This window comes from Variovorax rhizosphaerae (assembly GCF_037889975.1).
GTDB lineage: Bacteria > Pseudomonadota > Gammaproteobacteria > Burkholderiales > Burkholderiaceae_C > Variovorax > Variovorax rhizosphaerae.
The window spans coordinates 69,874-90,183 of record NZ_JBBKZT010000007.1 but is presented as its reverse complement, the minus strand read 5'-3'; the positions used below and the strand labels follow the sequence as shown (position 1 = coordinate 90,183).

Annotated in this window: 23 protein-coding genes; 5 read left to right on the top strand and 18 right to left on the bottom strand. The window is 67.2% G+C overall.

The window, feature by feature from the left end; genetic code table 11:
- Window positions 1-64 precede the first annotated feature (64 nt).
- The 8 genes from rng to WKW82_RS16035 are packed head-to-tail and all read right to left on the bottom strand — an operon-like array spanning window position 65 to window position 6,903.
- Window positions 65-1,594, bottom strand: a complete 1,530-nt coding sequence (gene rng / locus WKW82_RS16070; RefSeq protein WP_340343313.1) for a ribonuclease G — start codon at window positions 1,592-1,594, stop codon at window positions 65-67.
- 11 nt (window positions 1,595-1,605) lie between these two features.
- Window positions 1,606-2,211 (bottom strand): Maf family protein, encoded by a 606-nt coding sequence (locus WKW82_RS16065; RefSeq protein WP_340343312.1) that lies wholly within the window; start codon window positions 2,209-2,211, stop codon window positions 1,606-1,608.
- Window positions 2,208-2,675, bottom strand: coding sequence for a 23S rRNA (pseudouridine(1915)-N(3))-methyltransferase RlmH (gene rlmH / locus WKW82_RS16060; RefSeq protein ID WP_213959318.1), 468 nt, complete (start codon window positions 2,673-2,675; stop codon window positions 2,208-2,210). The genes WKW82_RS16065 and rlmH overlap by 4 nt, the downstream gene beginning before the upstream one ends.
- Complete coding sequence (gene rsfS / locus WKW82_RS16055) at window positions 2,672-3,358, bottom strand: ribosome silencing factor (RefSeq protein WP_340343311.1); 687 nt, start codon at window positions 3,356-3,358, stop codon at window positions 2,672-2,674. The genes rlmH and rsfS overlap by 4 nt, the downstream gene beginning before the upstream one ends.
- A complete protein-coding gene (nadD, locus tag WKW82_RS16050) occupies window positions 3,358-3,981 on the bottom strand; it encodes a nicotinate (nicotinamide) nucleotide adenylyltransferase (protein WP_340343310.1) in 624 nt (207 codons plus the stop codon). Before nadD ends, rsfS begins: the two co-directional genes overlap by 1 nt.
- Window positions 3,978-4,898, bottom strand: coding sequence for an oxygen-dependent coproporphyrinogen oxidase (gene hemF, locus WKW82_RS16045; protein ID WP_340343309.1), 921 nt, complete (start codon window positions 4,896-4,898; stop codon window positions 3,978-3,980). Before hemF ends, nadD begins: the two co-directional genes overlap by 4 nt.
- Window positions 4,895-6,181, bottom strand: coding sequence for a phosphoribosylamine--glycine ligase (purD, locus tag WKW82_RS16040; protein ID WP_340343308.1), 1,287 nt, complete (start codon window positions 6,179-6,181; stop codon window positions 4,895-4,897). The genes hemF and purD overlap by 4 nt, the downstream gene beginning before the upstream one ends.
- Window positions 6,178-6,903, bottom strand: a complete 726-nt coding sequence (locus tag WKW82_RS16035; RefSeq protein ID WP_340343307.1) for a YebC/PmpR family DNA-binding transcriptional regulator — start codon at window positions 6,901-6,903, stop codon at window positions 6,178-6,180. Before WKW82_RS16035 ends, purD begins: the two co-directional genes overlap by 4 nt.
- A 226-nt stretch (window positions 6,904-7,129) precedes the next feature.
- Here WKW82_RS16035 and WKW82_RS16030 point away from each other — a divergent pair, with 226 nt between their 5' ends.
- The 5 genes from WKW82_RS16030 (at window position 7,130) to WKW82_RS16010 (ending at window position 11,017) form a co-directional block, all read left to right on the top strand.
- A complete protein-coding gene (locus tag WKW82_RS16030; protein WP_340343306.1) occupies window positions 7,130-7,297 on the top strand; it encodes a hypothetical protein in 168 nt (55 codons plus the stop codon).
- Window positions 7,294-8,325, top strand: coding sequence for a chorismate transformation FkbO/Hyg5 family protein (locus tag WKW82_RS16025; protein ID WP_340343305.1), 1,032 nt, complete (start codon window positions 7,294-7,296; stop codon window positions 8,323-8,325). The genes WKW82_RS16030 and WKW82_RS16025 overlap by 4 nt, the downstream gene beginning before the upstream one ends.
- Before the next feature lie 15 nt (window positions 8,326-8,340).
- Window positions 8,341-9,141: a lysophospholipid acyltransferase family protein gene (locus WKW82_RS16020; protein ID WP_340343304.1), complete on the top strand. Its 801-nt coding sequence runs from the start codon at window positions 8,341-8,343 to the stop codon at window positions 9,139-9,141.
- Entirely contained in the window at window positions 9,102-9,884 is a 783-nt protein-coding gene (locus WKW82_RS16015; protein ID WP_340343303.1) for a glycosyltransferase family 2 protein, read from the top strand. Before WKW82_RS16020 ends, WKW82_RS16015 begins: the two co-directional genes overlap by 40 nt.
- Before the next feature lie 116 nt (window positions 9,885-10,000).
- A complete protein-coding gene (locus WKW82_RS16010; RefSeq protein WP_340343302.1) occupies window positions 10,001-11,017 on the top strand; it encodes a TIR domain-containing protein in 1,017 nt (338 codons plus the stop codon).
- A 12-nt stretch (window positions 11,018-11,029) separates the two neighbouring features.
- Here WKW82_RS16010 and fabG read toward each other — a convergent pair whose 3' ends face one another.
- From fabG to WKW82_RS15960, 10 genes are read right to left on the bottom strand one after another with little or no spacing between them, the layout of a single operon-like run.
- On the bottom strand, window positions 11,030-11,770 hold the full coding sequence (gene fabG / locus WKW82_RS16005; RefSeq protein WP_340343301.1) for a 3-oxoacyl-ACP reductase FabG: 741 nt from the start codon (window positions 11,768-11,770) through the stop codon (window positions 11,030-11,032).
- Window positions 11,767-12,222 (bottom strand): hotdog family protein, encoded by a 456-nt coding sequence (locus WKW82_RS16000; RefSeq protein ID WP_340343300.1) that lies wholly within the window; start codon window positions 12,220-12,222, stop codon window positions 11,767-11,769. The genes fabG and WKW82_RS16000 overlap by 4 nt, the downstream gene beginning before the upstream one ends.
- The gene (locus tag WKW82_RS15995; protein WP_340343299.1) at window positions 12,219-12,962 is read right to left on the bottom strand and encodes a methyltransferase domain-containing protein; all 744 of its coding nucleotides are present in this window, start codon (window positions 12,960-12,962) and stop codon (window positions 12,219-12,221) included. The genes WKW82_RS16000 and WKW82_RS15995 overlap by 4 nt, the downstream gene beginning before the upstream one ends.
- Window positions 12,963-13,103, bottom strand: coding sequence for a hypothetical protein (locus WKW82_RS15990; protein ID WP_340343298.1), 141 nt, complete (start codon window positions 13,101-13,103; stop codon window positions 12,963-12,965).
- Window positions 13,100-13,933, bottom strand: coding sequence for a polysaccharide deacetylase family protein (locus tag WKW82_RS15985; RefSeq protein ID WP_422823498.1), 834 nt, complete (start codon window positions 13,931-13,933; stop codon window positions 13,100-13,102). Before WKW82_RS15985 ends, WKW82_RS15990 begins: the two co-directional genes overlap by 4 nt.
- Window positions 13,933-16,329: an MMPL family transporter gene (locus tag WKW82_RS15980; RefSeq protein ID WP_340343297.1), complete on the bottom strand. Its 2,397-nt coding sequence runs from the start codon at window positions 16,327-16,329 to the stop codon at window positions 13,933-13,935. Before WKW82_RS15980 ends, WKW82_RS15985 begins: the two co-directional genes overlap by 1 nt.
- Window positions 16,330-16,331: 2 nt before the next feature.
- The gene (locus WKW82_RS15975; protein WP_340343296.1) at window positions 16,332-16,976 is read right to left on the bottom strand and encodes a LolA-related protein; all 645 of its coding nucleotides are present in this window, start codon (window positions 16,974-16,976) and stop codon (window positions 16,332-16,334) included.
- Window positions 16,948-17,925 (bottom strand): acyl-CoA synthetase, encoded by a 978-nt coding sequence (locus WKW82_RS15970; protein ID WP_340343295.1) that lies wholly within the window; start codon window positions 17,923-17,925, stop codon window positions 16,948-16,950. Before WKW82_RS15970 ends, WKW82_RS15975 begins: the two co-directional genes overlap by 29 nt.
- A gap of 28 nt (window positions 17,926-17,953) precedes the next feature.
- Window positions 17,954-19,672, bottom strand: a complete 1,719-nt coding sequence (locus WKW82_RS15965) for an ApeI family dehydratase (RefSeq protein WP_340343294.1) — start codon at window positions 19,670-19,672, stop codon at window positions 17,954-17,956.
- The gene (locus WKW82_RS15960) at window positions 19,672-20,307 is read right to left on the bottom strand and encodes a COG4648 family protein (protein ID WP_340343293.1); all 636 of its coding nucleotides are present in this window, start codon (window positions 20,305-20,307) and stop codon (window positions 19,672-19,674) included. Before WKW82_RS15960 ends, WKW82_RS15965 begins: the two co-directional genes overlap by 1 nt.
- Window positions 20,308-20,310 lie beyond the last annotated feature (3 nt).

The following is a 20,310-nucleotide window of genomic DNA, read 5'->3' as shown; positions in this document are numbered from 1 at the left end:
CCGGGCCATTGGTGTTGCCCCCGGTAGGGGGTGAGAGCCGCGAAGCGGCGACCTGGGGGCGAGCCTAGAGAAGCACGATGTCGTACTGCCCCTGCCCCATCGCGGGCTCGGACTGCAACGAGATCGGCTTGCCGATGAAATCGCTCAAACCCGCCAGGTGCTGGCTCTCCTCGTCGAGGAACAGTTCGATCACCTGCGGCGACGAGACGATCCGGAACTCGCGCGGCGTGAACTGACGCGCCTCGCGCAAGATCTCGCGCAGCACGTCATAGGCCACGCTGCGGGCCGTCTTGACGATGCCCTGCCCATTGCAGGCCGTGCAGGGCTCGCACAGCATATGGGCCAGCGACTCGCGCGTGCGCTTGCGCGTCATCTCGACCAGGCCAAGTTGCGAGAAGCCGCCCGCCGTCGTCTTCACCCTGTCGCGCGCCAGCTGCTTGCGGAATTCGCCCAGCACCTGTTCACGGTGGTCGTCGCGCACCATGTCGATGAAGTCGACGATGATGATGCCGCCCAAATTGCGCAGCCGCAGTTGCCGCGCGATGGCTTGCGCGGCTTCCAGGTTGGTCTTGAAGATGGTGTCGTCGAAGTTGCGCGCACCGACGAAGCCGCCCGTGTTCACGTCGATCGTGGTCAATGCCTCGGTCTGGTCGACCACCAGGTAACCACCCGACTTCAGGTCGACCCGCCGTCCGAGCGCGCGGGCGATCTCCTCGTCCACCGAGCACAGGTCGAAGATCGGCCGCTCGCCCTTGTAGAGCTGCAGCTTCTCGGCCGCCTTGGGCATGAACTCCCGGCCGAACTTGTGCAGCGCGTCGAACTGCTCGCGCGAGTCGATGCGGATGGCCTGCGTTTCCTCGTTGGTCAGGTCGCGCAGCACACGCTGGAGCAGGCTCAGGTCCTGGTGCAGCAGCGACATCGGCGGCAGCCGGGTCGACAGCTCGCGCACACGCGTCCAGGTCTTGCGCAGGTAGGCGATGTCATCGGCCAGCTCGGCATCGCTCGCGTCCTCGCCGTTGGTGCGCAGGATGAAGCCGCCGGTGTTGGCGGGCACGGTGCCGTTGCCGTCAGCTTTCGCCGCCGCTTCGATCAGCGCCTGCATGCGCGTGCGCAGCGCATCGCGCAAGTCCGACGGGATCTTCTGCGAGACGCCAATGTGCTTGTCCTGCGGCAGGAACACCAGCAGCCGGCCTGCGATGCTGATCTGCGTCGAAAGCCGCGCGCCCTTGCTGCCGATCGGATCCTTGATGACCTGCACCAGCAGCGACTGCCCTTCGAACACCTGCTTCTCGATCGGCACCATGCCGCTGGCATTGCCGCGATGGTCGCGTTCAGGCGGCGCGCTCATGGGGCGCGAACCCGGCGTGAACGGCGCGACGATATCGGCCACGTGCAGGAAGGCGGTGCGCTCCAGGCCGACGTCGATGAAAGCCGATTGCATGCCGGGCAGCACGCGCGAAACCTTGCCGAGGTAGACGTTGCCAACCAGTCCGCGCTCCAGCGTTCGTTCGACGTGAAGCTCTTGCACCGAGCCATATTCGACCAGCGCTACGCGGGTCTCCTGCGGAGACCAATTGATCAGGATGTCTTGCATGGGTTGTGGGGTCAGGCCTTGAATCCGGCCTGCCGGAGCAATGCGTTTGTCTCGTACATGGGGAGTCCCATGATGCCCGAATACGACCCCGTCATGTGCTCGATGAATGCAGCCGCGCGCCCCTGGACCGCGTACGCGCCGGCCTTGCCGAGCGGCTCGCCGCTGGCCACGTAGGCGGCGATGTCCTTGCGGCTGACCACGCCGAAGGTGACGCGGGACACGCTCAGCGCGGCCACGCGGCGACGGCCGTTCTGGACGGCGACTGCGGTCAGCACGCGATGGGTGTGGCCGGAGAGCATGGCGAGCATGCGATGGGCGTCGCGCGCGTCTTCCGGCTTGCCGAGGATGGTGCGGCCCAGCGCGACGGTGGTGTCGGCGCAGAGGATCGGCGCGGGCGGCAATCCCAGCCGCGCGTGGCGTGCGACGGCGGCATCGAGCTTGAGGCCGGTCACCCGTTGCACGTAGGCGCTAGGCGACTCGCCGCCACGCACTTCTTCCAGCGCCTCGGCGTCTTCATCGGGGGCAGCCAGCAGCAACTCGTGCTTCACGCCAAGTTGGCCCAGCAACTGCGCGCGGCGCGGGCTTTGCGATGCGAGGTAGATGAACGAGGACTTCATTCGCGGTGGTAAGGGTGGCCTGCATTGACCGACCACGCGCGATACAGCTGCTCGACCAGCAGCACGCGCGCCATCGCATGCGGCAGAGTCAGGTCCGACAGGCGGATGCGTTCATGCGCTGCCGCCTTGAAGGCCGGGTCAAGGCCGTCGGGCCCACCGATGACCAGCGCCACGTCATCGCCCTCGCCTTGCCAGGCCTGCAGGCGCGCGGCCAGCGCCTTGGTTGTCAGCGAGGTACCGCGCTCATCGAGCGCGACGATGCGCATGCCCCGCGCGATCGCACCTTCGATGCGCTCGCGTTCGGCGGCGTAGAGGGTCTCGAGGGTCTTGGAGCCGCGCGGCTCGGTCTTGACGGCACGCAGTTCCAGCTTCAGTTCGGGCGGGAAACGCTTGGCATAGTCGTCCCAGGCGGTCTGCGCCCAGTCGGGCATGCGCTGCCCGACCGCGACCACCAGCAGCTTCATTTGCTGCGCGAGGCAGTGGTCTTGCGTGCGGCAGTCTTGGCCGCGGGTTTCCTGGCAGCGGGCTTGCCGGCGACCACGGTCTTGATCGGGGTCTTGCTGGCGGCGGTCTTCTTCGCCGGCGCCTTCTTCACGGCGGTCGTCTTTGCCACGGCCTTCTTCGTGGCCGGCTTGCGGCTCGAGGGCTTTTCGGCCTTCGCAGCTTGCTCCGCCGCACGAATGGCGGTCTTGGCCGCGCTGGTGCGACGCAGTGTCGTAGGCGCCTTCTTGGCCGCCGGTGCAGACGCGGCGCTGCTGGACGTAGACACCGGCTTGGCCGCGCCGAACTTCAGCCGCACCGGCTTCTCGCCCCAGATCTCTTCCAGGTGGTAGTACTGGCGGATCGCCGGTTGCATGATGTGCGCCACCGCCGCACCGCAGTCCACGATGATCCACTCGCCGTTGTCTTCACCCTCGATGCGCGGCTTGCCGAAGCCGGCCTCGCGCACCGCATCACGCACGCTCGCGGCCAGCGCCTTGGTCTGGCGGTTCGACGTACCCGAGGCCACGATCACCCGCTCGAACAGCGGTGAAAGATGCTCCGTATCGAATACCTGGATGTCCTGCGCCTTGACGTCTTCGAGCCCATCGACGATGGCTCTCTGGAGTTTCTGGGTGTCTTTCTTGGCGGCGGCTTCAGTGGTCATCAGGCGGGTGCGTAGAGGTGGTGGCGGTCAATATAGCGCGCAACGGCAGGTGGAACCAGACCAGAGATGTCGGCGCCGCGGGCTACGCGGGCGCGAATATCGGTGGCGCTGATGTCCATCGGTGCCAGATCGATCGCCTCGAATCGTGCGCCGCGGGGAAGCGGCGCCAGACTGCTGAGCGGATCGAATCGGGCTGTGGCGCGTGTGGGGTCTGCCCTGTGCGCTATCGAAACAATAGCGATCGAAAGGATCTCCTCAAAGCCATGCCAACTGCGCAAGGCAGCCGCTTGGTCGGTGCCGATCAGCAACACAGGTTGCATGTCCGGACACTCCTTTTTGAGTTCGAGCAGGGTGTCTAGTGTATAGGTTGGCCCGGACCGCCGGATTTCGCGCGCATCGACGGCCACATTTGGCAAGCTTTCGAAGGCCAGTTCAGCCATCGCGAGACGGTGTTCCGCACTGCTCAATCCACGCGCCTTGTGCCAAGCCTGGCCCGTGGGAAAGATGCGCAATTGCATGAGATTCAGTTGTTCCAGCGCTGCCTGCGCAAGGGCCACATGCGCGTTGTGCGGCGGGTCGAAAGCACCGCCGAACACACCGATGCGCGGCAAGTCTTCAGTCACACCCACTCGCGCCGAACGAGGAAATCCCGCGTCAATGCGGCCTCGGGCGAACCCGGCTCGTCCTCGCGCCGATAGGCCCAGCTGGCCAGCGGCGGCATCGACATCAGGATCGATTCGGTGCGCCCGCCAGATTGCAGGCCGAAGTGCGTGCCCCGGTCCCACACCAGGTTGAACTCCACGTAGCGCCCACGCCGGTACAACTGGAACTGGCGCTCGCGCTCGCCGTAAGGCGTGTTGCGGCGGCGCTCGACGATGGGCATGTAGGCGGGCAACAAGCCATCGCCGACCGCCTGCAGCATCGCGAAGCTCTGCGCAAAGCCAAGCTCGGAGAAGTCGTCAAAGAAGACGCCGCCCACGCCGCGCGCCTCGTTGCGGTGCTTGAGAAAGAAGTAGTCGTCGCACCAGGTCTTGAAGCGCGGGTACTTGTCGTCGCCGAAGGGCGCCAGCGCATCGCGGCAGGTCTGGTGGAAGTGCCGCGCGTCTTCCTCGAAGGCGTAGTACGGCGTGAGGTCCATGCCACCGCCGAACCAGCAGACGGGTTCACCGCCGGCCGGCATCGCGGCCAGCATGCGCACGTTCATGTGCACCGTCGGCACGTACGGGTTGCGCGGGTGAAACACGAGCGACACACCCATTGCCTCGAAAGGCGCGCCGGACAGTTCCGGCCGGTGCTGCGTGGCCGAGGGCGGCAGCTTCGGCCCGCGCACCTGCGAAAAGCCGCAGCCCGCACGTTCGAACAATTCGCCGCCTTCGAGGATGCAGGTCAGGCCGCTGCCTTGCAAGGGTTCGCCGGGTGCCTTCTGCCAGGCATCGCGCACGGCCACGCCGCCATCCGCCTGCTCGACAGCCGCGACGATGCGCTGCTGCAAGGCACGCAGCCACTCGCCGACCGCTTCGGGCGAAGCCGCCGTGCTCATCCGCGTTGCGGCAAGGCCCGGAAGCCGATGTCATGTCGGTATTGCACGCCGTCGAATTGAATGCGCGCCGCGACTTCATAGGCCCGGTGCTGCGCCTGCTTGACGCTGTCGGCCAGCACGGTCACGCAGAGCACACGGCCGCCGCTGGTGCGGACTTCGCCATTCGACAGCGCAGTCCCGGCATGGAACACCATCGCATCGGGCGCCTCGGGCGGCAGGCCGGTGATCAGGTCGCCCTTGCGCGGGTCCAGCGGGTAGCCATGCGCGGCCATCACGACGCCGAGCGCGGTGCGGCGGTCCCATTGCAGTTCGACCTGGTCGAGCGTGCAGTCGGTCGCATGCCACAGCACTTCGAACAGGTCCGACTTGAGCCGCATCATGATCGGCTGCGTTTCCGGGTCGCCCATGCGGCAGTTGAATTCCAGCGTCTTGACATGGCCCTGCGCATCGATCATCAGGCCGGCGTAGAGGAAGCCGGTGAACAGGATGCCGTCACGCTCCATGCCGCGGATGGTCGGCAGGATGACCTCGCGCATCGCGCGCGCATGCACCGTGGCCGTGACCACCGGCGCGGGCGAATAGGCGCCCATGCCACCGGTGTTCGGGCCCTGGTCGTCGTCGAGCAGCCGTTTGTGGTCCTGGCTGGTGGCCAGCGCCGTCACGTTGCGGCCATCGGACATGACGATGAAGCTGGCTTCCTCGCCCTGCAGGAATTCCTCGATGACGACGCGCGCGCCGCCCTCGTTGTGGGTCACGCCGAACTTGTTGCCTTCGAGCATGAAGTCGACGGCCTCGTGCGCCTCGGCCAGCGTCATCGCGACGACGACGCCCTTGCCTGCCGCCAGTCCATCGGCCTTGACCACGATCGGTGCGCCCTTGGCGTCGATGTACGCATGCGCTTGCGCCGGGTCGGTGAAGGTCTCGAACTCCGCCGTCGGGATCTTGTGGCGCTTCATGAACGACTTGGAAAAAGCCTTGGAGCTTTCAAGCTGCGCCGCCGCTTTCGTCGGGCCGAAGATGCGCAAGCCATGCGCACGGAATTCGTCGACCACGCCGGCCGCAAGCGGTGTTTCGGGGCCGACCACCGTCAGCACGATCTTTTCCTTGGCAGCCCACTCGCGCAGCGCGACGGGGTCGGTGAGCGGCACGCATTCGAAGCGATGGTCGAGCGCGGTGCCGCCGTTGCCGGGCGCCACGTAGAGCTTCGACACGCGCTCCGACCGGCCGAGGCGCCAGGCCAGTGCATGCTCGCGTCCGCCGCTGCCGATGACGAGGACTTTCATTCGGACAGCTCTGCGTTGTGATAGACCTCTTGCACGTCGTCGAGGTCTTCGAGCACGTCGAGCAGCTTCTGCATCTTGGCGGCATCCTCGCCCGTGACGGCAATGGGATTCTCGGCCCGCATCGTGACTTCGGCCACCTCGGGCTTGAGGCCCGCGGCTTCCAGCGCGTTCTTTACCGCTTCAAAGTCGCCGACCGCGGTCAGCACTTCGATGGCGCCGTCGTCATCGGTGATGACGTCTTCGGCACCCGCTTCCAGGGCCACTTCCATGATCTTGTCCTCGCTCGCGCCGGGCGCGAATACGAACTGGCCGCAGTGCTTGAACTGGAAGGCCACCGAGCCTTCGGTGCCCATGTTGCCGCCGTGCTTGCTGAACGCATGCCGCACTTCAGCCACTGTGCGGACGCGGTTGTCGGTCATGGTGTCGACGATGATGGCCGCGCCGCCGATGCCGTAGCCTTCATAGCGGATTTCCTCGTAGTTGACGCCTTCCAGATTGCCGGTGGCCTTGTCGATGTTGCGCTTGACCGTGTCGATCGGCAGGTTGACGGCCTTGGCCTTTTCCACCGCCAACCGCAGCCGCGGATTGATGCTCAAGTCGCCGCCACCGAGCCGTGCGGCGACCATGATTTCGCGAATCACCCGGGTCCAGGCCTTGCCGCGCTTTTCGTCTTGCCGGCCTTTCCTGTGCTGGATGTTTGCCCATTTGCTGTGTCCGGCCATAGCTCTATATCTCGCGTTCTCGTGTTTGCAAAGCAGTCCGCGAGTTTACTGTCCGGCGAACACAACGCCGCCGTTCCGCCGAATGGTGGCTTCAAGCTTTTTGGGATAATCCGCCGATGACGCCGAAGCAATACGCCCGGCTGCCGCTCCTGGCACACCAACCTGCGCGCCCCGCCCTTTCTTGCAGGGACCGGTCCCACTTTTTGCACCCGAGTCTCCGACCGGCATGAACAACCAGAACAACACGACGACTGCCGCGAGTTCCGCAATGCGGCCATCGCGCACGAAGGAGGCATGGATGGCGCTGCTGCCTGGAGCCGTTCTCGACGACATGGCAACGACCCTGACTACGCTCCGCGCGGCCGGCACCGTCAGTTTCGCAGGGGCCACGTGACGACCACTGTCGCGGCGGAAGTGCCGCCCCTTCGCGTTGAAAGGCTGACCCTGGCCCAGGGCCTGGCCCGCGCGACCGATGGCGCCCGCCCCTTTGCCGCGCTGAGCTATGGCGCCGGCAGCGACAGTTCCTGGGTCAGTGGCGTGGCGGCGCGCGTGCTGCTGGACAGCGAACCCGTCGTCGACCTGTGGCATGCAGGCGAGGCGGTGCAGTCCGGCACCACCGGCGTGGTGCGCTGGCGTACCGATGGACACTGGCTGCTCGGCGTGGTCGACCTGGACGAGAGCGCGCTGGGCGAAGACCTCTCCACCCTCTCCTACCGGGCCTACCGCAACGTGTTCGAGGCCATGAAACTCGCGGGTTGCCCGCACCTGCTGCGCATCTGGAACTACCTGCCACGCATCAACGCGGACGGCGGCGGCATGGAGCGCTATCGTCAATTCAATGTCGGACGCCAGCAGGCCTTCCTGGAAGCCGGACAGGCGACGTTCGAAGGTGCCCCCGCTGCCTGCGCGCTGGGCGTGCACGAGGGCGCGCTGTGCGTTCGCTTCCTGGCCGGTCGGATGCCGCCGGTGCCCGTTGAAAACCCGCGCCAGGTGTCGGCCTACCACTACCCCGCCGACTACGGTCCGCGCTCGCCGACCTTCTCGCGTGCCGCGCTGGCTGCGCTGGGCGGCGGCCAGGTGGCGCTGTTCATCTCAGGCACTGCCAGCATCGTTGGCCATCGCACCGTGCATGCTGGCGACGTCCATGCGCAACTGGCGGAGACGCTGGTCAACCTGCGCAGCGTGATCGAGGCGGCCAACCAGCGCACCAGCGCGCAGTTTTCGCTGGAACGCAGCGACGTGGTGGTGTACGTTCGCCACCCTGCCGACGCGCCGGCCATCCGGGCGCAACTGGTGCAGGCGCTCGGTGCGCGCTCGCGCTTCATGCAGCACGCGGTGTTCCTGGAGGCCGACATCTGCCGCAGCGACCTCCTGGTCGAGATCGAGGCGCACGCGACTGAAGCCGGCGCGCTCGGCGACTGAAAGGGCCTGTTCGAGATGCAGCTACTACGCACGCTCAGGAAGGTCTTGCTGGCCGTGCCGCTCTATGCGTTGCTGACGTTGCTCGGCATCATTTCGCTGGTTTGGAACTTCATCGCGATGCTGTTGCAACCGGTGCTGCCCTCTCGCATCGCACGTCCCTTGGGCCGTGCCGCCATCGCACTGGCCTACCGCTGGTTCTGGGCGATCGCATCGTTCACCGGCATGATGCGCATCGACGCGCGCTGCCTGGACGCCCTGCGCGACGAGCGCGGGCTGATCTTCGTCGCCAACCATCCCACCATGCTGGACGCACTGCTGCTGGTGGCCCACCTGCCGCGCAGCGCCTGCATCATGAAGGCCGACCTGATGAAGAACATCTTCCTCGGGGCCGGCGCGCGGCTCGCGCACTACATTCGCAACGACTCGGCCCGCTCGATGGTTCGGCTTGCCGTCGAGGACCTGCGCGCAGGCGGGCAGCTGGTGCTGTTCCCTGAAGGCACGCGCACGGTCGAGCAGCCCATCAACCACTTCCGCCCTGGCGTCACGCTCATTGCCAAGCTGGCGCAGGCACCGATCCAGACCGTCTTCATCGACACCGATTCGCCCTACCTGGGCAAGGGCTGGCCGATCTGGAAGGTGCCGCCGCTGCCGATCGTCTTCAAGCTGCGGCTCGGCCAGCGCTTTGCGCCGCAGCAGGACAGCAATGCGCTGTTGATGCAGCTTGAACAGTACTTCCGCCACAACCTCGAACAACGCGCCCTCGACGCCCAGCCCGAATGCCCCAAGACGCCGACCCGCGCACACACCTCGTACTGATCCCGAGCTACAACACCGGGGAGCGCCTGTTTTCGACCGTCCGCGAGGCACGTGCCCAATGGACGCCGGTCTGGGTGGTCATCGACGGCAGCACCGACGGCACGGGTGAGCGGCTGGCGCACCTCGCTGCGAACGATGCCGGCCTCAAGGTCCTGCAACTGCCTCTCAACGAGGGCAAGGGCGCCGCGGTGCTGCATGGCCTGCGCAAGGCACGGGAAGCCGGCTTCACGCATGCGCTGACCATGGACTCCGACGGCCAGCATCCCGCCGACCTCATCCCGGCCTTCATGCAAGCGTCCATCGCACGGCCCGAGACCATGGTGCTCGGCCGCCCCGTGTTCGATGCCAGCGCCCCGCTGCTGCGCGTGCGCGGACGCCGCGTGTCCAACAGCTGGACGCAACTGGAGACGCTGTTCGCCGGCATCGGCGATTCGCTCTATGGCTTTCGTGTCTATCCCGTCGACGCGTTGATCCAGGTGATGTCGCGGCAGTCCTGGATGCGCCGCTTCGACTTCGACACGGAGGCCGTGGTGCGGCTGGCCTGGCGCGGGGTGAAGCCGGTCAACATCGATGCGCCGGTCAAGTACCTCACTGCCGCCGAAGGTGGTGTCTCGCACTTCCGCTACGGGCGCGACAACGTGCTGCTGACCTGGATGCATACGCGCCTGATGGTGGAGTTCGTGCTGCGGCTGCCGTGGCTGCTGGTCAAGCGCGTGCTGGGAATGCCACCCTTCCAGCAGTAGCGCGCGCCGCGTGCCCGCGACGCTTCCCGGGCAAGCATCCCCAATAAGTTGGATTGCGCTCGCCTGTTGCGGCGGTCAGGATGACAAGGCCGTTTTGGCCTGCATCGGACCGCGCCATGGACAAGAGACCCACTGTCTTCATCGGTTCCTCGACTGAAGGACTGGCGGTTGCCGAAGCCCTGGAAAGGCGTTTTGGCGACCAGGCGGTCGTACGTATGTGGAATGGCGCCGGCAATGTATTTCGACGTCAGGAGTCCTATCTCGATTCGCTTCTGACCGCCTCGAGCCTCTACGAATTTGCTGTCCTGGTGTTCACGTCGGACGACGAGATGATCAGCCGAGACGAAACCTACGCCACCGCCCGCGACAACATCCTGTTCGAGTACGGTTTGTTCTTGGGCCGGGTCGGAAAGCACCGTGCCTACGCCCTTGTTCTCGACAAGCTGCGTGTTCCTTCCGACTTGCAAGGCATCCAATTCGACAGGTTCAAATTCGGGCCGGATGGCAAGACGCCCGACGACGAATTCGAGGCGATGGCGGATCGCATCGTTGGGGACATTCTTCGCCACCACGCCACCTCGGCCGAGTTCTCGCAATTGCCTTCCACCGCGCTGGCGATTGGATACTTCGAGAATTTCATCTCGCTGGTGTGCAGTCAACTCGATGACTACAAGCCTCTGGTCTTCAAGGGAAAGGCCCTGGGCAGCGATCAAGTCATCAAGCGCAGGCTCAAGTACAAGACGTTCACGCTGACCATCGTGATACCGGACGACTTGCAACTTCTCGAGCAGACCAACCTGAAGGGTCTGCTGCGGGAACTATCGCAAGTGACCGTCAGCGGCGGCGTGCTGCGCGACTTTCCGTTCTACATCAAGGCATTGCCCGCCGGGGACTCGACACACCTCGAACTGTTCGACGTCCCGACCACGATGAAATCGGCAAGACGGGCCATTGAAAAGATCTTTCCAGCTGCGTATCTGGGCGACGACGCGAGGCAGGCGGCCGCGGAATTGCGTGAGATCTCGAACTTCGAGCGTGCGCTTCGATTGCTGATTCGCCCGCACCTGCTTTGGGAGGCGAACATCAGATACCGCTACTTGTCCGAGTTCATTCCGAAGAGCGGCGGTACGTGAAGCCACACGTTGTCAGAACATCCCGCCGTTGATCGAGATCACCTGGCCTGTGATGTAACCGGCTTCGTAGCTCGCCAGGAAGCCGGCCAGCGCCGCCACTTCCTCCGGCGTACCGGCGCGCTTCACTGGCACCATCTGCTGGATCAGCGCCGGGTCGAACGCCGCATCGGCCATTGGGGACGCGATGATGCCGGGCGCAATCGCATTGACCGTGACGCCGCGCGCCGCGACTTCGAGCGACAGCGCCTTGGTCGCGCTGTTGAGCCCGCCCTTGGCGGCGGCATAGTTGACCTGGCCGCGGTTGCCCATCAGCGAGGCCACCGAGGACACGTTGAGGATGCGCCCCCAGCGCGTGCGCAGCATCGGCAGCAGCAGCGGCTGCGTGACGCGGAAGAAGCCGTTGAGCGACACGTCGATGACCTTGTGCCATTGCTCGGCCCGCATGCCCGGCAGCACCGCATCGTCATGCACGCCGGCGTTGTTGACGATGATCTGCACCGGTCCGACTTGCAGCATCGCGGCACAGCCGGCCGCCGTGGCTTCGTCACTGCGCAGGTCGAAGACGTGGCATTCGGCACTGCCGCCCGCGGCCTTGATCGATTCGGCCAGTTGCTCGATGGCCTCGGGGCGCGAACTGGCATGCAGCAGCACGGTGGCGCCGTCGCGCGCGAGGCGCTGGGCAATGGCCGTGCCCAGGGCGCCGCTGGCGCCGGTGATCAGGGCACGTTTTCCGGAGAGGTTCGTCGCAGTCATGTGGGCATGGGGGTGTTGAGCACGACCACCGCGCGGCCATCCGCGAGCGCGGCGCCGTCCGCGTCGGTGACGCTGAATTCGTAGAGCACCTGGCGCGCATCGCCCGAGAGCCGTGTGGCACGCACCTGCAGCGCGCCAGGCACGTCATCGAGCCGGGTGACGGCAAGGCGCACGTTGCGCACGCTGGCGATGAATCCGGCCGAGGCCGTTTCGCCCTCCGCCATCAGCAAGCCACCATGCAGGGCCATCACCTGCGCGGCGTACTCGATCGCGTTCGGCGCCATCAGCCCGCTGGCGGTGCGCAAGGGGTTGTCGGGCAGCGAGTGCGTGGAGGTCGTGCAGTGGATCGCCTGCGCGTCCCAGCTTTCCAGCCGCTCCAGCAGGCACATCGTGCCGCGGTGGGGGATGAGGGCCTCGATCGCGTCGCGGTTCAGGATTTGGGGATGGGTCATGCTTCGATCCGGTCGGCCACGAGCAGCACGTTGGCGAACGGCGTGCCCTCGCTCATGGGGATGCTCTGCACGCTGAAGCCGAGCCGCTGCAGCAGCGCGGTCCATTCCTGCAAGGTGCGGCCCCAGGTCGGCGAGACCTTGTGGCCGCGGATACGGGTCACGGTGCGGTCGACCCACTGGCTGATGGCAAAGCCGCGCCGGTTGGCCGCATCGCCCACGCGCAGCAGCAACCTGCCACCTGTCGGCAAGGCATCGCGCACGCGGCGCAGCACGCCCTCCTGCGCCGCGTGGTCGACGTAGTGCAGGACGTCGAGGATCACCACGAGATCGCTGGCGGGAAAGGAGGCTGTGCACATGTTGCCGCAGACGAAACGCGGCGTGGGCTGCAGGTGCCCGATGGAGGACTCCGCACGGGCCACGTCGCGCGGCATCAACTCAATCCCGGTGTAGTCCGCACGCGCAGGCGTCGCGGCCCAGCCGGACGGCCATTGGCCGCGTGCCTGCATCGCGGCCATCGAAGACAGCAGGCTCGCGAACAGGCTCTGTCCGCAGCCGATGTCCAGCACCCTGCCTCGCCCGCCGCCGATCAGGCCGCGCTCGATCAGCCCGCGGAAGACCGGATCGCGGCCCAGCTTGCCGCGCGCGAATTCGTAGGCGAACTTGCCGGCCTTTCGATAGGGCTCGGTGGCAGCGTCATGCAATTGCCGCCAAGCGGCATCGGAAGAAATCAAGTTACTCATTCAATCGATCTCGAACTGCGCAGATGCGAGCGTCGTCGGGCTGGCAATCGGCGTCTTCAAGCCCCCTGCCGGGCGGTTCATGTCCACGCCGTCCCCGGAGGGGGTGCGAGCTTGCTGGAGACGGCCAAGCGCCGTGCTCATTCAGCAAGGCCTTCGGGCAAGGTGACGGCTCGAAGCTTCGCCTGCGCGATCTTCTGAAGCAACGATGGGAGGACCTCCAGCACGACAGGTGTGCCGCCGGCCGTGCGCGCGGCGTTACCGTCGTGCATCAACAGGATGTCGCCTGCAGCCAGCTTGTGCGAGAGGCGCGCCAGCACCTTGGCCGGATCGCGCTCGCGTGTGTCGAAGCCGCGGCGCGTCCAGCTCACGAGCGAGAGCCCGAGCCGGCGCAGCACCGGCGCGAGGAACGGGTTGCGGAAGCCTGCGGGCGCGCGAAAGCAGGTCGGTCGCTGGCCGGTGACGGCCGCGAGCATGTCCTGCGCACGTAAAACCTCGGCGGTGTAGCCACGCGGGCCGAGCAGGGAGAAGTCATGGCGATGGATCGCCGTGTGGTTCTGGATGCTGTGCCCGCGCGCAACGATCTCGCGTGCCAGCGCCGGGTGTGCGGCCACGCGTTCGGCAATGCAGAAAAAGGTTGCGCGTGCGCCGGCCGCATCCAGGAGGTCCAGCACCTGCGGCGTGACTTCGGGGTCCGGCCCGTCGTCGATGGTCAGTGCGACCTCACGGCGCTCGATGGCCGCTTGCGGCAGGCGCGTGACATTGGGGCCGATCAGGCTGCCGCGCGGCATCAACACGGCGCCGGTGATCAGCGCATGGTTCAGCACCACCGCGCCCAGGGCCCACGGCCAGGCGCCCGGCACCAGGATCGCCGCGCCCAGCGCCAGCACGTGCACGCCCGCACTGGCCACGAAGATGGGCGGCATGCGGGCGGCATCGGGCATCGCCGAAGCAGAAGAAACGGTGGTCGACATCAGGGCGGTATTTTGCTTCCAACACCTGCGACGGTCTTCTTCCTGTGCATGAAAGCAGCCGACAACAACAACGCCAGCAAGGCCCCCGGCGCCACCACGCGGCCGATGGCCGACAGCGCCGGAATGTCCGAGATCGCGATCAGCCCGAAGGACACCACCGTCGTCAGGTTGGCCAGCATCAGCGAGGCCAGCGTGTCTTCGTCGGCCGTGCCCGTTTCCTGCAACTGGTCGAAGAACAGCGCGTAGTTGGAGCCCACCGCCACGATCAGCAGCAGCCCCACCAAGTGCAGGATGCCGAGCGCGACATGCAGGGCCGCCATGCCGCCGAGGGTGAGCAGCACGGCCAGCGCCAGCGGCTCGCACACCGCCAGCAGCCGGCGGCCCGACCGCAGGTAGACGCCGAGCAGCACCACCACCGCGAGCGCGCCCACCATCACCTGCACGAAGGCCTCGTGCAGGTAGTGCGCATAGAGGCTGTTGAGTTCATTGCCGACATCCACCACCTGCACTTCCGGCAAGGTCGACAGCGCCGCGGCCAGTCGCACCGCGTCGAACTTGGGACCGGGATGCAGCGGGATCAGCGCAGCCCAACCGCCGCCCGGCCGCTCGTACAGCATCGCGTTGACGACGGCGCCGAGCGGCCCGTCGATCAAGTTGGCACGCGTGATCGGCTTCAGCGTGCGCGCCTTGTCGATCTCGGCGATGAAGGGCGCCAGCCGCGCGGCCGGCAGCGGGCCTCCGGCGGTGGCTTCGGCCAGGCGGGTGCGCAGCGTCGTCGCGTCGGGCAGGCTCGCGATCCGGTCCTGCTGGGCCTGGATGCTCGGCAGCATGCGCGTGACGGTCTCGAAGCCCAGCAACTCTCCGCCCTCGATCAAGGCATCGAGCCGCGCGCTGGCGGCCTCGGTCGCGCGCAGCACGGCCTGCTGGTCGCCCGCCTGCACCACGACCAGCGTGCTGGCGTCGCTTGCACCGATGTCATCGCGCAGCCTGGCGTCGAGGTCGCTCATCTCCTGCTTGATCGGGCTCATGGATGACAGCCGGGCGCGCCACAGGTCCGAGCCTTGCCACGCCACCAAGACGGCGGCGACGATGCCAAGTGCAACGAAGCCCCAACGCAGCTTCGGCAGCGTGCGCGCGATGGCGCCTGCAGCGCGGGCCATGAGGTGGCGCATGCCCATGCCGGAGGCGCCATCGGGCGCGAGCATCGGCAAGCCGTGGCGCGTTGCCATGGCCGCCGCGATCAGTCCGGCAATGGAGAACACGCCAAGCTGCGCCAGACCCGGAAAGCCCGAAAACACCAGGGCCGCGAAGCCGCACACCGACGTCAGCAGGCCGAGCCGCACCGTGGGCCAGTTGAGGTCGCGCCAGCGCTGCCAACCGGTGCCAGGCACGCTCGCGCCGCGCGCCTGGATCAGGTAGTAGATCGCGTAGTCGACGGTCTCGCCGATCAGCGTGCTGCCGAAGCCCATGGTCATGCCGTGCACATGGCCGAACACCAGAGACACCGCAGCCGTCCCGCCGACCACGCCGGTCGCCACCGGCAGCAAGGCGATGACCAACGCGCGCGGGGACGCGAAAGCCAGCATCAGCAAGCCGCTCATCACGATGCCGCCGATGACCGCGAGGTGAAGGGCCTCGCGCTTGATCTGGTCGCGGCTGGTCACCGAGAACACGGGCGCACCGCTCATCAGCAGCTTCGGCGCATTGGCGCCAAGCCCTTGCGTGGCCTTGGCGAATTCGGACTCCACGCGCGCGATGACGACGGCCTGCGCATCGAGGTCGCCACCGGAAGCCCTGGTGCCGGCCAGCAGCATGGCGCGCGGCGCATCGCGCGAGGCCCAGACGCCGTGATCGGTGCGTGGCGACGTGGCGGGCAGCAGGCCCTCGGCGATGCGGCGGGTCTCGCCGGTCGGGTCGCGCTCGAGCAGCGGCTTGACGAGGTTGCCCGCAGGCGTGCCCAGCAGCGACAGCGTGTCGTCGATGGCGTTGCGCAGGCCTTCGACGGTGAAGCGGTCGGGCGTGACTTCCGGCGAGAGCTGGTAGCGGTGGTCGAACACGAACGTGCCCGACGCCTCCCATTCACTGGTGTCGCCGTTCTGCACCTGGTCGAACAGGCCGCTCGCACGCATCGCCTTGCCGAGGGCGCGCGACACGTCGGCACGCTGCGCCGCGTCCTTGCCTCCCTCGACGCCGATCAGCAGCGTGCGCGAGGCGACGCCGGCCTGGAGCTGCTCGATCAGCACGCGCTGGTGCGGGTCGGGACTGGCTGGAAGGAAGGCCGACAGGTCGGCGCTGAAATGCGTGCGCGAAATGACGGCGACACCTGCCAGCACCGACGCCAGCCAGATCAGCAGCACCAGCGCCCTGCGCGAGCGGCTGGGTCCGGCCGCGGCCACCGTCACGGCGTAGTGCGCCCGGCCGGCGCCTGCGTCGATCCGGCCGCGCCGCCACGCTGCGGCACGATGGTCATGACCGACCGGTCGCCGCCGCGGAATTCCATCTCCACGCCAAGCACCTCGCCGCCCTTGCCGCTGAGGCGCATCGATGCCACCTGCGCGGACAGGCGCTCGTCGATGGGCTCCAGGTCGAGCGTCCAGTCGCCGCTGCTGCCCTTGAGCGTGCTGCGGAAGTAGCGCTGCAACACAGCCCCGTTGCCGCTCAACGTGCCGCGCATGGCTTCGACCATGCCGAGCAGCTCGGGCATGCTGTCGAGCGCCATGCTGCGCGTGCGGTTGCCGCGCGTGAGCGTGAGGTTGTTGCCGTCGACCACCATCGACTCGGGCCGCGGGGTGAGCGTGCGCCGCGTCATCTGGTCGGGCGCGACAAAGCTCAGCGTGCCGCTGGCGGACAGCGGGCCTTCGAGGCCGTGCACATAACGCTGCTCGGTGAAGGTGCCCTCGCCCTGCTTCTTCTTCGCCAGCAGGCCCATGAGTTCGTTCAAGTCGAAGGCCCATGCCGGCGCGGCCGCGCACAACAGCACCAGCACCAGCGCGCGCCATCCGTTCGACATGCGGTCAGCGCCCATCTTCCAGCCAGAAATCATGGAAATTGAACCAGTTGTAGGGGTACTTTCGGCACAGGTCCTCGAGGCGCGTGACATAGCTTTGGACGGCCTCGCGAATGCGGCGTTCCCGCTCGGCCGGGTCGGTGATGCGCACGCTGAAATCGGCCAGCGGTTCGAACTGCACATCGTAGCGGGCGCCGCCGAGGTAGAGCCCGGACATGAAGTAGACCTTCCGGCGCAACAGCACGGCGAGCCGGAACGGGCCGTCGTTGAAGATGGCCGGCTCGCCGAGGAAGGGAATCGACAGGTTGTTGCCGCGCTGCACGCCTGGGTCACTGTCCTGCCCTGGCAAGGTGCGATCGGCCAGCAGGCCGGCCATGCCGCCCGCGTCGAGCCAGTCGCGCAGTTCCAGCATCGAATGCGCGCGGCCGAGCGCGATGACGTGCGGACGCATTTCAGGCAGGCAGATCGCGTGGAGGATGGCGTTGATCTGGCGCGCGTTGTCCGGGAACATGAGCATCGCGGCACGCAGCCGGGGTGCATCGGGGCTGCGGTGCTTGCAGGCCCCCAGCGCCTCGAAGCTGCCCACGTGCGCGCCCAGCAGGAAGGCGCCGCGCCCGGCCAGCGCCTCGGCTTCGACCGGCACGTTGCCGGTGATGCTCACGTCGAACAGGTCCCAGCGTCCGCGCAGGAAGTACACGCGGTCCAGCACGGTCGACGCGAAGGAATACAGCAAGCGGTAGCCGTCGCGCCATCCGATGTCCGGGCCGATCGCGCGCCGCAGGTAGCGCTTGATGTTGCGCCGTGCAGTGGGCGAGAACAGGAAGAAATAGATGGAGATCGGATGCAGCACCAGCCGCGCCACGCTGCGCCCGCAAGTCAGTGCGATCCAGCAGATCACCCGCAGCGCCAGCATGTTGCTGCGTTCGGGCTTGCGCGACCAATCGTCGGGGCGCGGGTTGCTGTCGGAGGGATCGACCACGCTCATGGCCTAGCCGCGCTCATCGCAGAACGCGTCACGAAGACTCGGCACGCGGCAACCACCGCCCGTTGGCGGCAACGCGGTCGCCGCAGCGCACTTCGAAGCGCACGCCGCGCGCTGCCCCCTCCTCCGGTTGCAGCTCGATGGTCATGGTGCTGCCCGGACGCACTGGCGCCAGGAACTTCACCTGCGCCAGCGTCGGATGCGGGCCGAGGCGCGCGAGCAGCGCGGGCACGCCGTTCGCAGCTTCCAGCACCTCCGACAGCAGCAGCGCACCCGGCAACAACGGCTGGCCCGGAAAGTGCCCCTCGAACACCGGGTGGTCCAGCGGCACCTCCCGCGTCACCTGCACCGCCGTGCCGTCACCGGCGAGTTGCGCCAGCGCGAATTCGCGCATCGCGCGCACCGTGAGCTTGCCGGTGCCTTCATGCGGCAGCGAGGTCACATGCACCACGCGGCGCGGCACGAACACAGGTTCGAGCCTTTGCCTCAGGGCCGCGATGACGGCGTGGGCGTCCAGCTCCGGCGCCACCACGAAGGCAATCGGCCGCACCACGCCATCGGTCACGTCATCCGGCAGCCAGAAGGCGCCGTCCAGCACGCCTGGCACGCTGTTGAGATGGAAGTTCAGGTGCCCCAGCGAACTGCGTCGACCGGCCACATGGATGATGTCGTTGGCACGACCCAGCAGGCGGAAGTGCTGCGCGTCGATGAGTTCCAGCACGTCCGCCATCGGCGTCGGCTGCGGTATGAAGTCGCCATCGAAAACGAAACGCTCGTCGCCGGCCGCATCGCGTTCGGCATGCACCTCGATGGCCCCCATCGCATGCCAGACGTCGCTTTGCGACGTGTGGCGGGTGGCCACCTGGCCGGACTCGGTGCTGCCGTAGATCTCGATCAGCACCGCGCCCATGGCCTGCTCGGCCTGGGTCGCCAGTTGCGGCGACAGCGGTGCGGTGGCCGACAGGATCAGGTCGACGGAGGGCAATTCGATGCCGGCCAGCAGCAGGTTCTTGAGATGGAACGGCGTGGTGACCAGTGCGCGCGGACGCGGCAACGCGGCCAGCGAGGCGGCCACGTCCGCCGGAAAGAACGGCCGGCCGCAATCGAAGGCCGCGCCACCCAGCATGCCCAGCAGCGCCGACGATTCCAGGCCGTAGCTGTGTTGCACCGGCACGGTGGTGACCAGGTTCAGGCCCGTCAACGACGGCAGGTCCAGCAGCTCGCGCAGGCGCGGCACCGCGGCCGCCACGTCGTAGACCAGGGTGTGCCAGCTCTTCGCATGCGGTTGCGGCACGCCGGTGGAGCCGGAGGTGAGCAGGCTCACGGCATGCATCGCGGACGGCAGTTCGGGCGCGGTTGCGCCTGGGTCGACCTCGGCATGCGCGGCCGGATCGATCCACATCACGGGGATGCCCTGCACATCGAGCCGCCGATCGTCTGCCACCGCGAACACATCGGGCTGCCCCTGGCGCAGCCGGTCCACCGTGTCCTGCCGCGCATCGGGCGGCAACAGGCTCGGCAGCCCCCGCAACAGCGCGGCGCCGAGCCCGATCGCGAAGGCGTAGCGGTCGACGCAGAGATTGACCACCGGACCACGCTCCGGCAGCCGCGCGGCAAATTGCGTCACGTCGGCAAGGTACTGTCGCCCCGAAATGGCCTGGCCGCCACGCCACGCCAAGGGCGCGTCCAAGTTGCGCGCCCCCAGCAAGGGAAGAACCGCGGTGTCTTGTGTGTTCAGTCGTGCGTTCATCATGGAGCGCGGCGATCACCGCTGGCACCGGCAAAGGCGCGCACGGCATCGACGAGGCGCGAGCGCTCGAACTCGGGATGGATGCGATAGCGCACCAGATGTTCGCCCAGGAACAACGTCACCACGCCAATCGGCGACAGCACATTCGACAGCAGCGACCAGGCGGAAAACGGCATGCTCAGGTAGACCACGATGGAAGACACCACCGTGAGCGCGAAGAACGCCGTCCAGACCATCGTGACCTGCCGTGTGTAGCGCGGCATCTCGCCCACCAGCGGGTGCACGCGCTGCGCGAGTTGTCCGATCAGCGACAAGCCACCGCCGCGCAGCGTGCTGCCGAACCAACCGCACAGCAAGGCATTGATACCGACGTGCTGCACCACGTAGAGCCGATTCGTGTCCCCCGCCTCGCCATTCATCACCATCCAGAACAAGGCGACGCCACCCGTCGCAACCGCCAGCAGGCCCCAGCGTCCGAAGTAGGACCCGGCCACGCCGAGCGCCGTGAGCCACAGCGGCACGAGCAGCACCAGCATGGCCCACGGATCGTTGGCGTGATAGAGCATCATCCAGTGCGACAGCACCGCGTAAGCGGCGCCGCCCAGCAGCAGGATGGCCAGGCGCCAGCGCGTCATGCG

Coding starts and splice junctions, on each gene's coding strand:
- WKW82_RS16035 (WP_340343307.1), bottom strand. CDS start 6,903: ATGGCCGGACACAGCAAATGGGCAAACATCCAGCACAGGAAAGGCCGG.
- WKW82_RS16000 (WP_340343300.1), bottom strand. CDS start 12,222: ATGACCCATCCCCAAATCCTGAACCGCGACGCGATCGAGGCCCTCATC.
- WKW82_RS16065 (WP_340343312.1), bottom strand. CDS start 2,211: ATGAAGTCCTCGTTCATCTACCTCGCATCGCAAAGCCCGCGCCGCGCG.
- WKW82_RS16010 (WP_340343302.1), top strand. CDS start 10,001: ATGGACAAGAGACCCACTGTCTTCATCGGTTCCTCGACTGAAGGACTG.
- purD (WP_340343308.1), bottom strand. CDS start 6,181: ATGAAAGTCCTCGTCATCGGCAGCGGCGGACGCGAGCATGCACTGGCC.
- WKW82_RS15985 (WP_422823498.1), bottom strand. CDS start 13,933: ATGTCGACCACCGTTTCTTCTGCTTCGGCGATGCCCGATGCCGCCCGC.
- WKW82_RS15965 (WP_340343294.1), bottom strand. CDS start 19,672: ATGAACGCACGACTGAACACACAAGACACCGCGGTTCTTCCCTTGCTG.
- WKW82_RS15995 (WP_340343299.1), bottom strand. CDS start 12,962: ATGAGTAACTTGATTTCTTCCGATGCCGCTTGGCGGCAATTGCATGAC.
- WKW82_RS15990 (WP_340343298.1), bottom strand. CDS start 13,103: ATGAGCACGGCGCTTGGCCGTCTCCAGCAAGCTCGCACCCCCTCCGGG.
- rng (WP_340343313.1), bottom strand. CDS start 1,594: ATGCAAGACATCCTGATCAATTGGTCTCCGCAGGAGACCCGCGTAGCG.
- WKW82_RS16020 (WP_340343304.1), top strand. CDS start 8,341: ATGCAGCTACTACGCACGCTCAGGAAGGTCTTGCTGGCCGTGCCGCTC.
- WKW82_RS15960 (WP_340343293.1), bottom strand. CDS start 20,307: ATGACGCGCTGGCGCCTGGCCATCCTGCTGCTGGGCGGCGCCGCTTAC.
- hemF (WP_340343309.1), bottom strand. CDS start 4,898: ATGAGCACGGCGGCTTCGCCCGAAGCGGTCGGCGAGTGGCTGCGTGCC.
- WKW82_RS15970 (WP_340343295.1), bottom strand. CDS start 17,925: ATGAGCGTGGTCGATCCCTCCGACAGCAACCCGCGCCCCGACGATTGG.
- rsfS (WP_340343311.1), bottom strand. CDS start 3,358: ATGACCACTGAAGCCGCCGCCAAGAAAGACACCCAGAAACTCCAGAGA.
- WKW82_RS16015 (WP_340343303.1), top strand. CDS start 9,102: ATGCCCCAAGACGCCGACCCGCGCACACACCTCGTACTGATCCCGAGC.
- WKW82_RS15975 (WP_340343296.1), bottom strand. CDS start 16,976: ATGATTTCTGGCTGGAAGATGGGCGCTGACCGCATGTCGAACGGATGG.
- rlmH (WP_213959318.1), bottom strand. CDS start 2,675: ATGAAGCTGCTGGTGGTCGCGGTCGGGCAGCGCATGCCCGACTGGGCG.
- WKW82_RS16030 (WP_340343306.1), top strand. CDS start 7,130: ATGAACAACCAGAACAACACGACGACTGCCGCGAGTTCCGCAATGCGG.
- fabG (WP_340343301.1), bottom strand. CDS start 11,770: ATGACTGCGACGAACCTCTCCGGAAAACGTGCCCTGATCACCGGCGCC.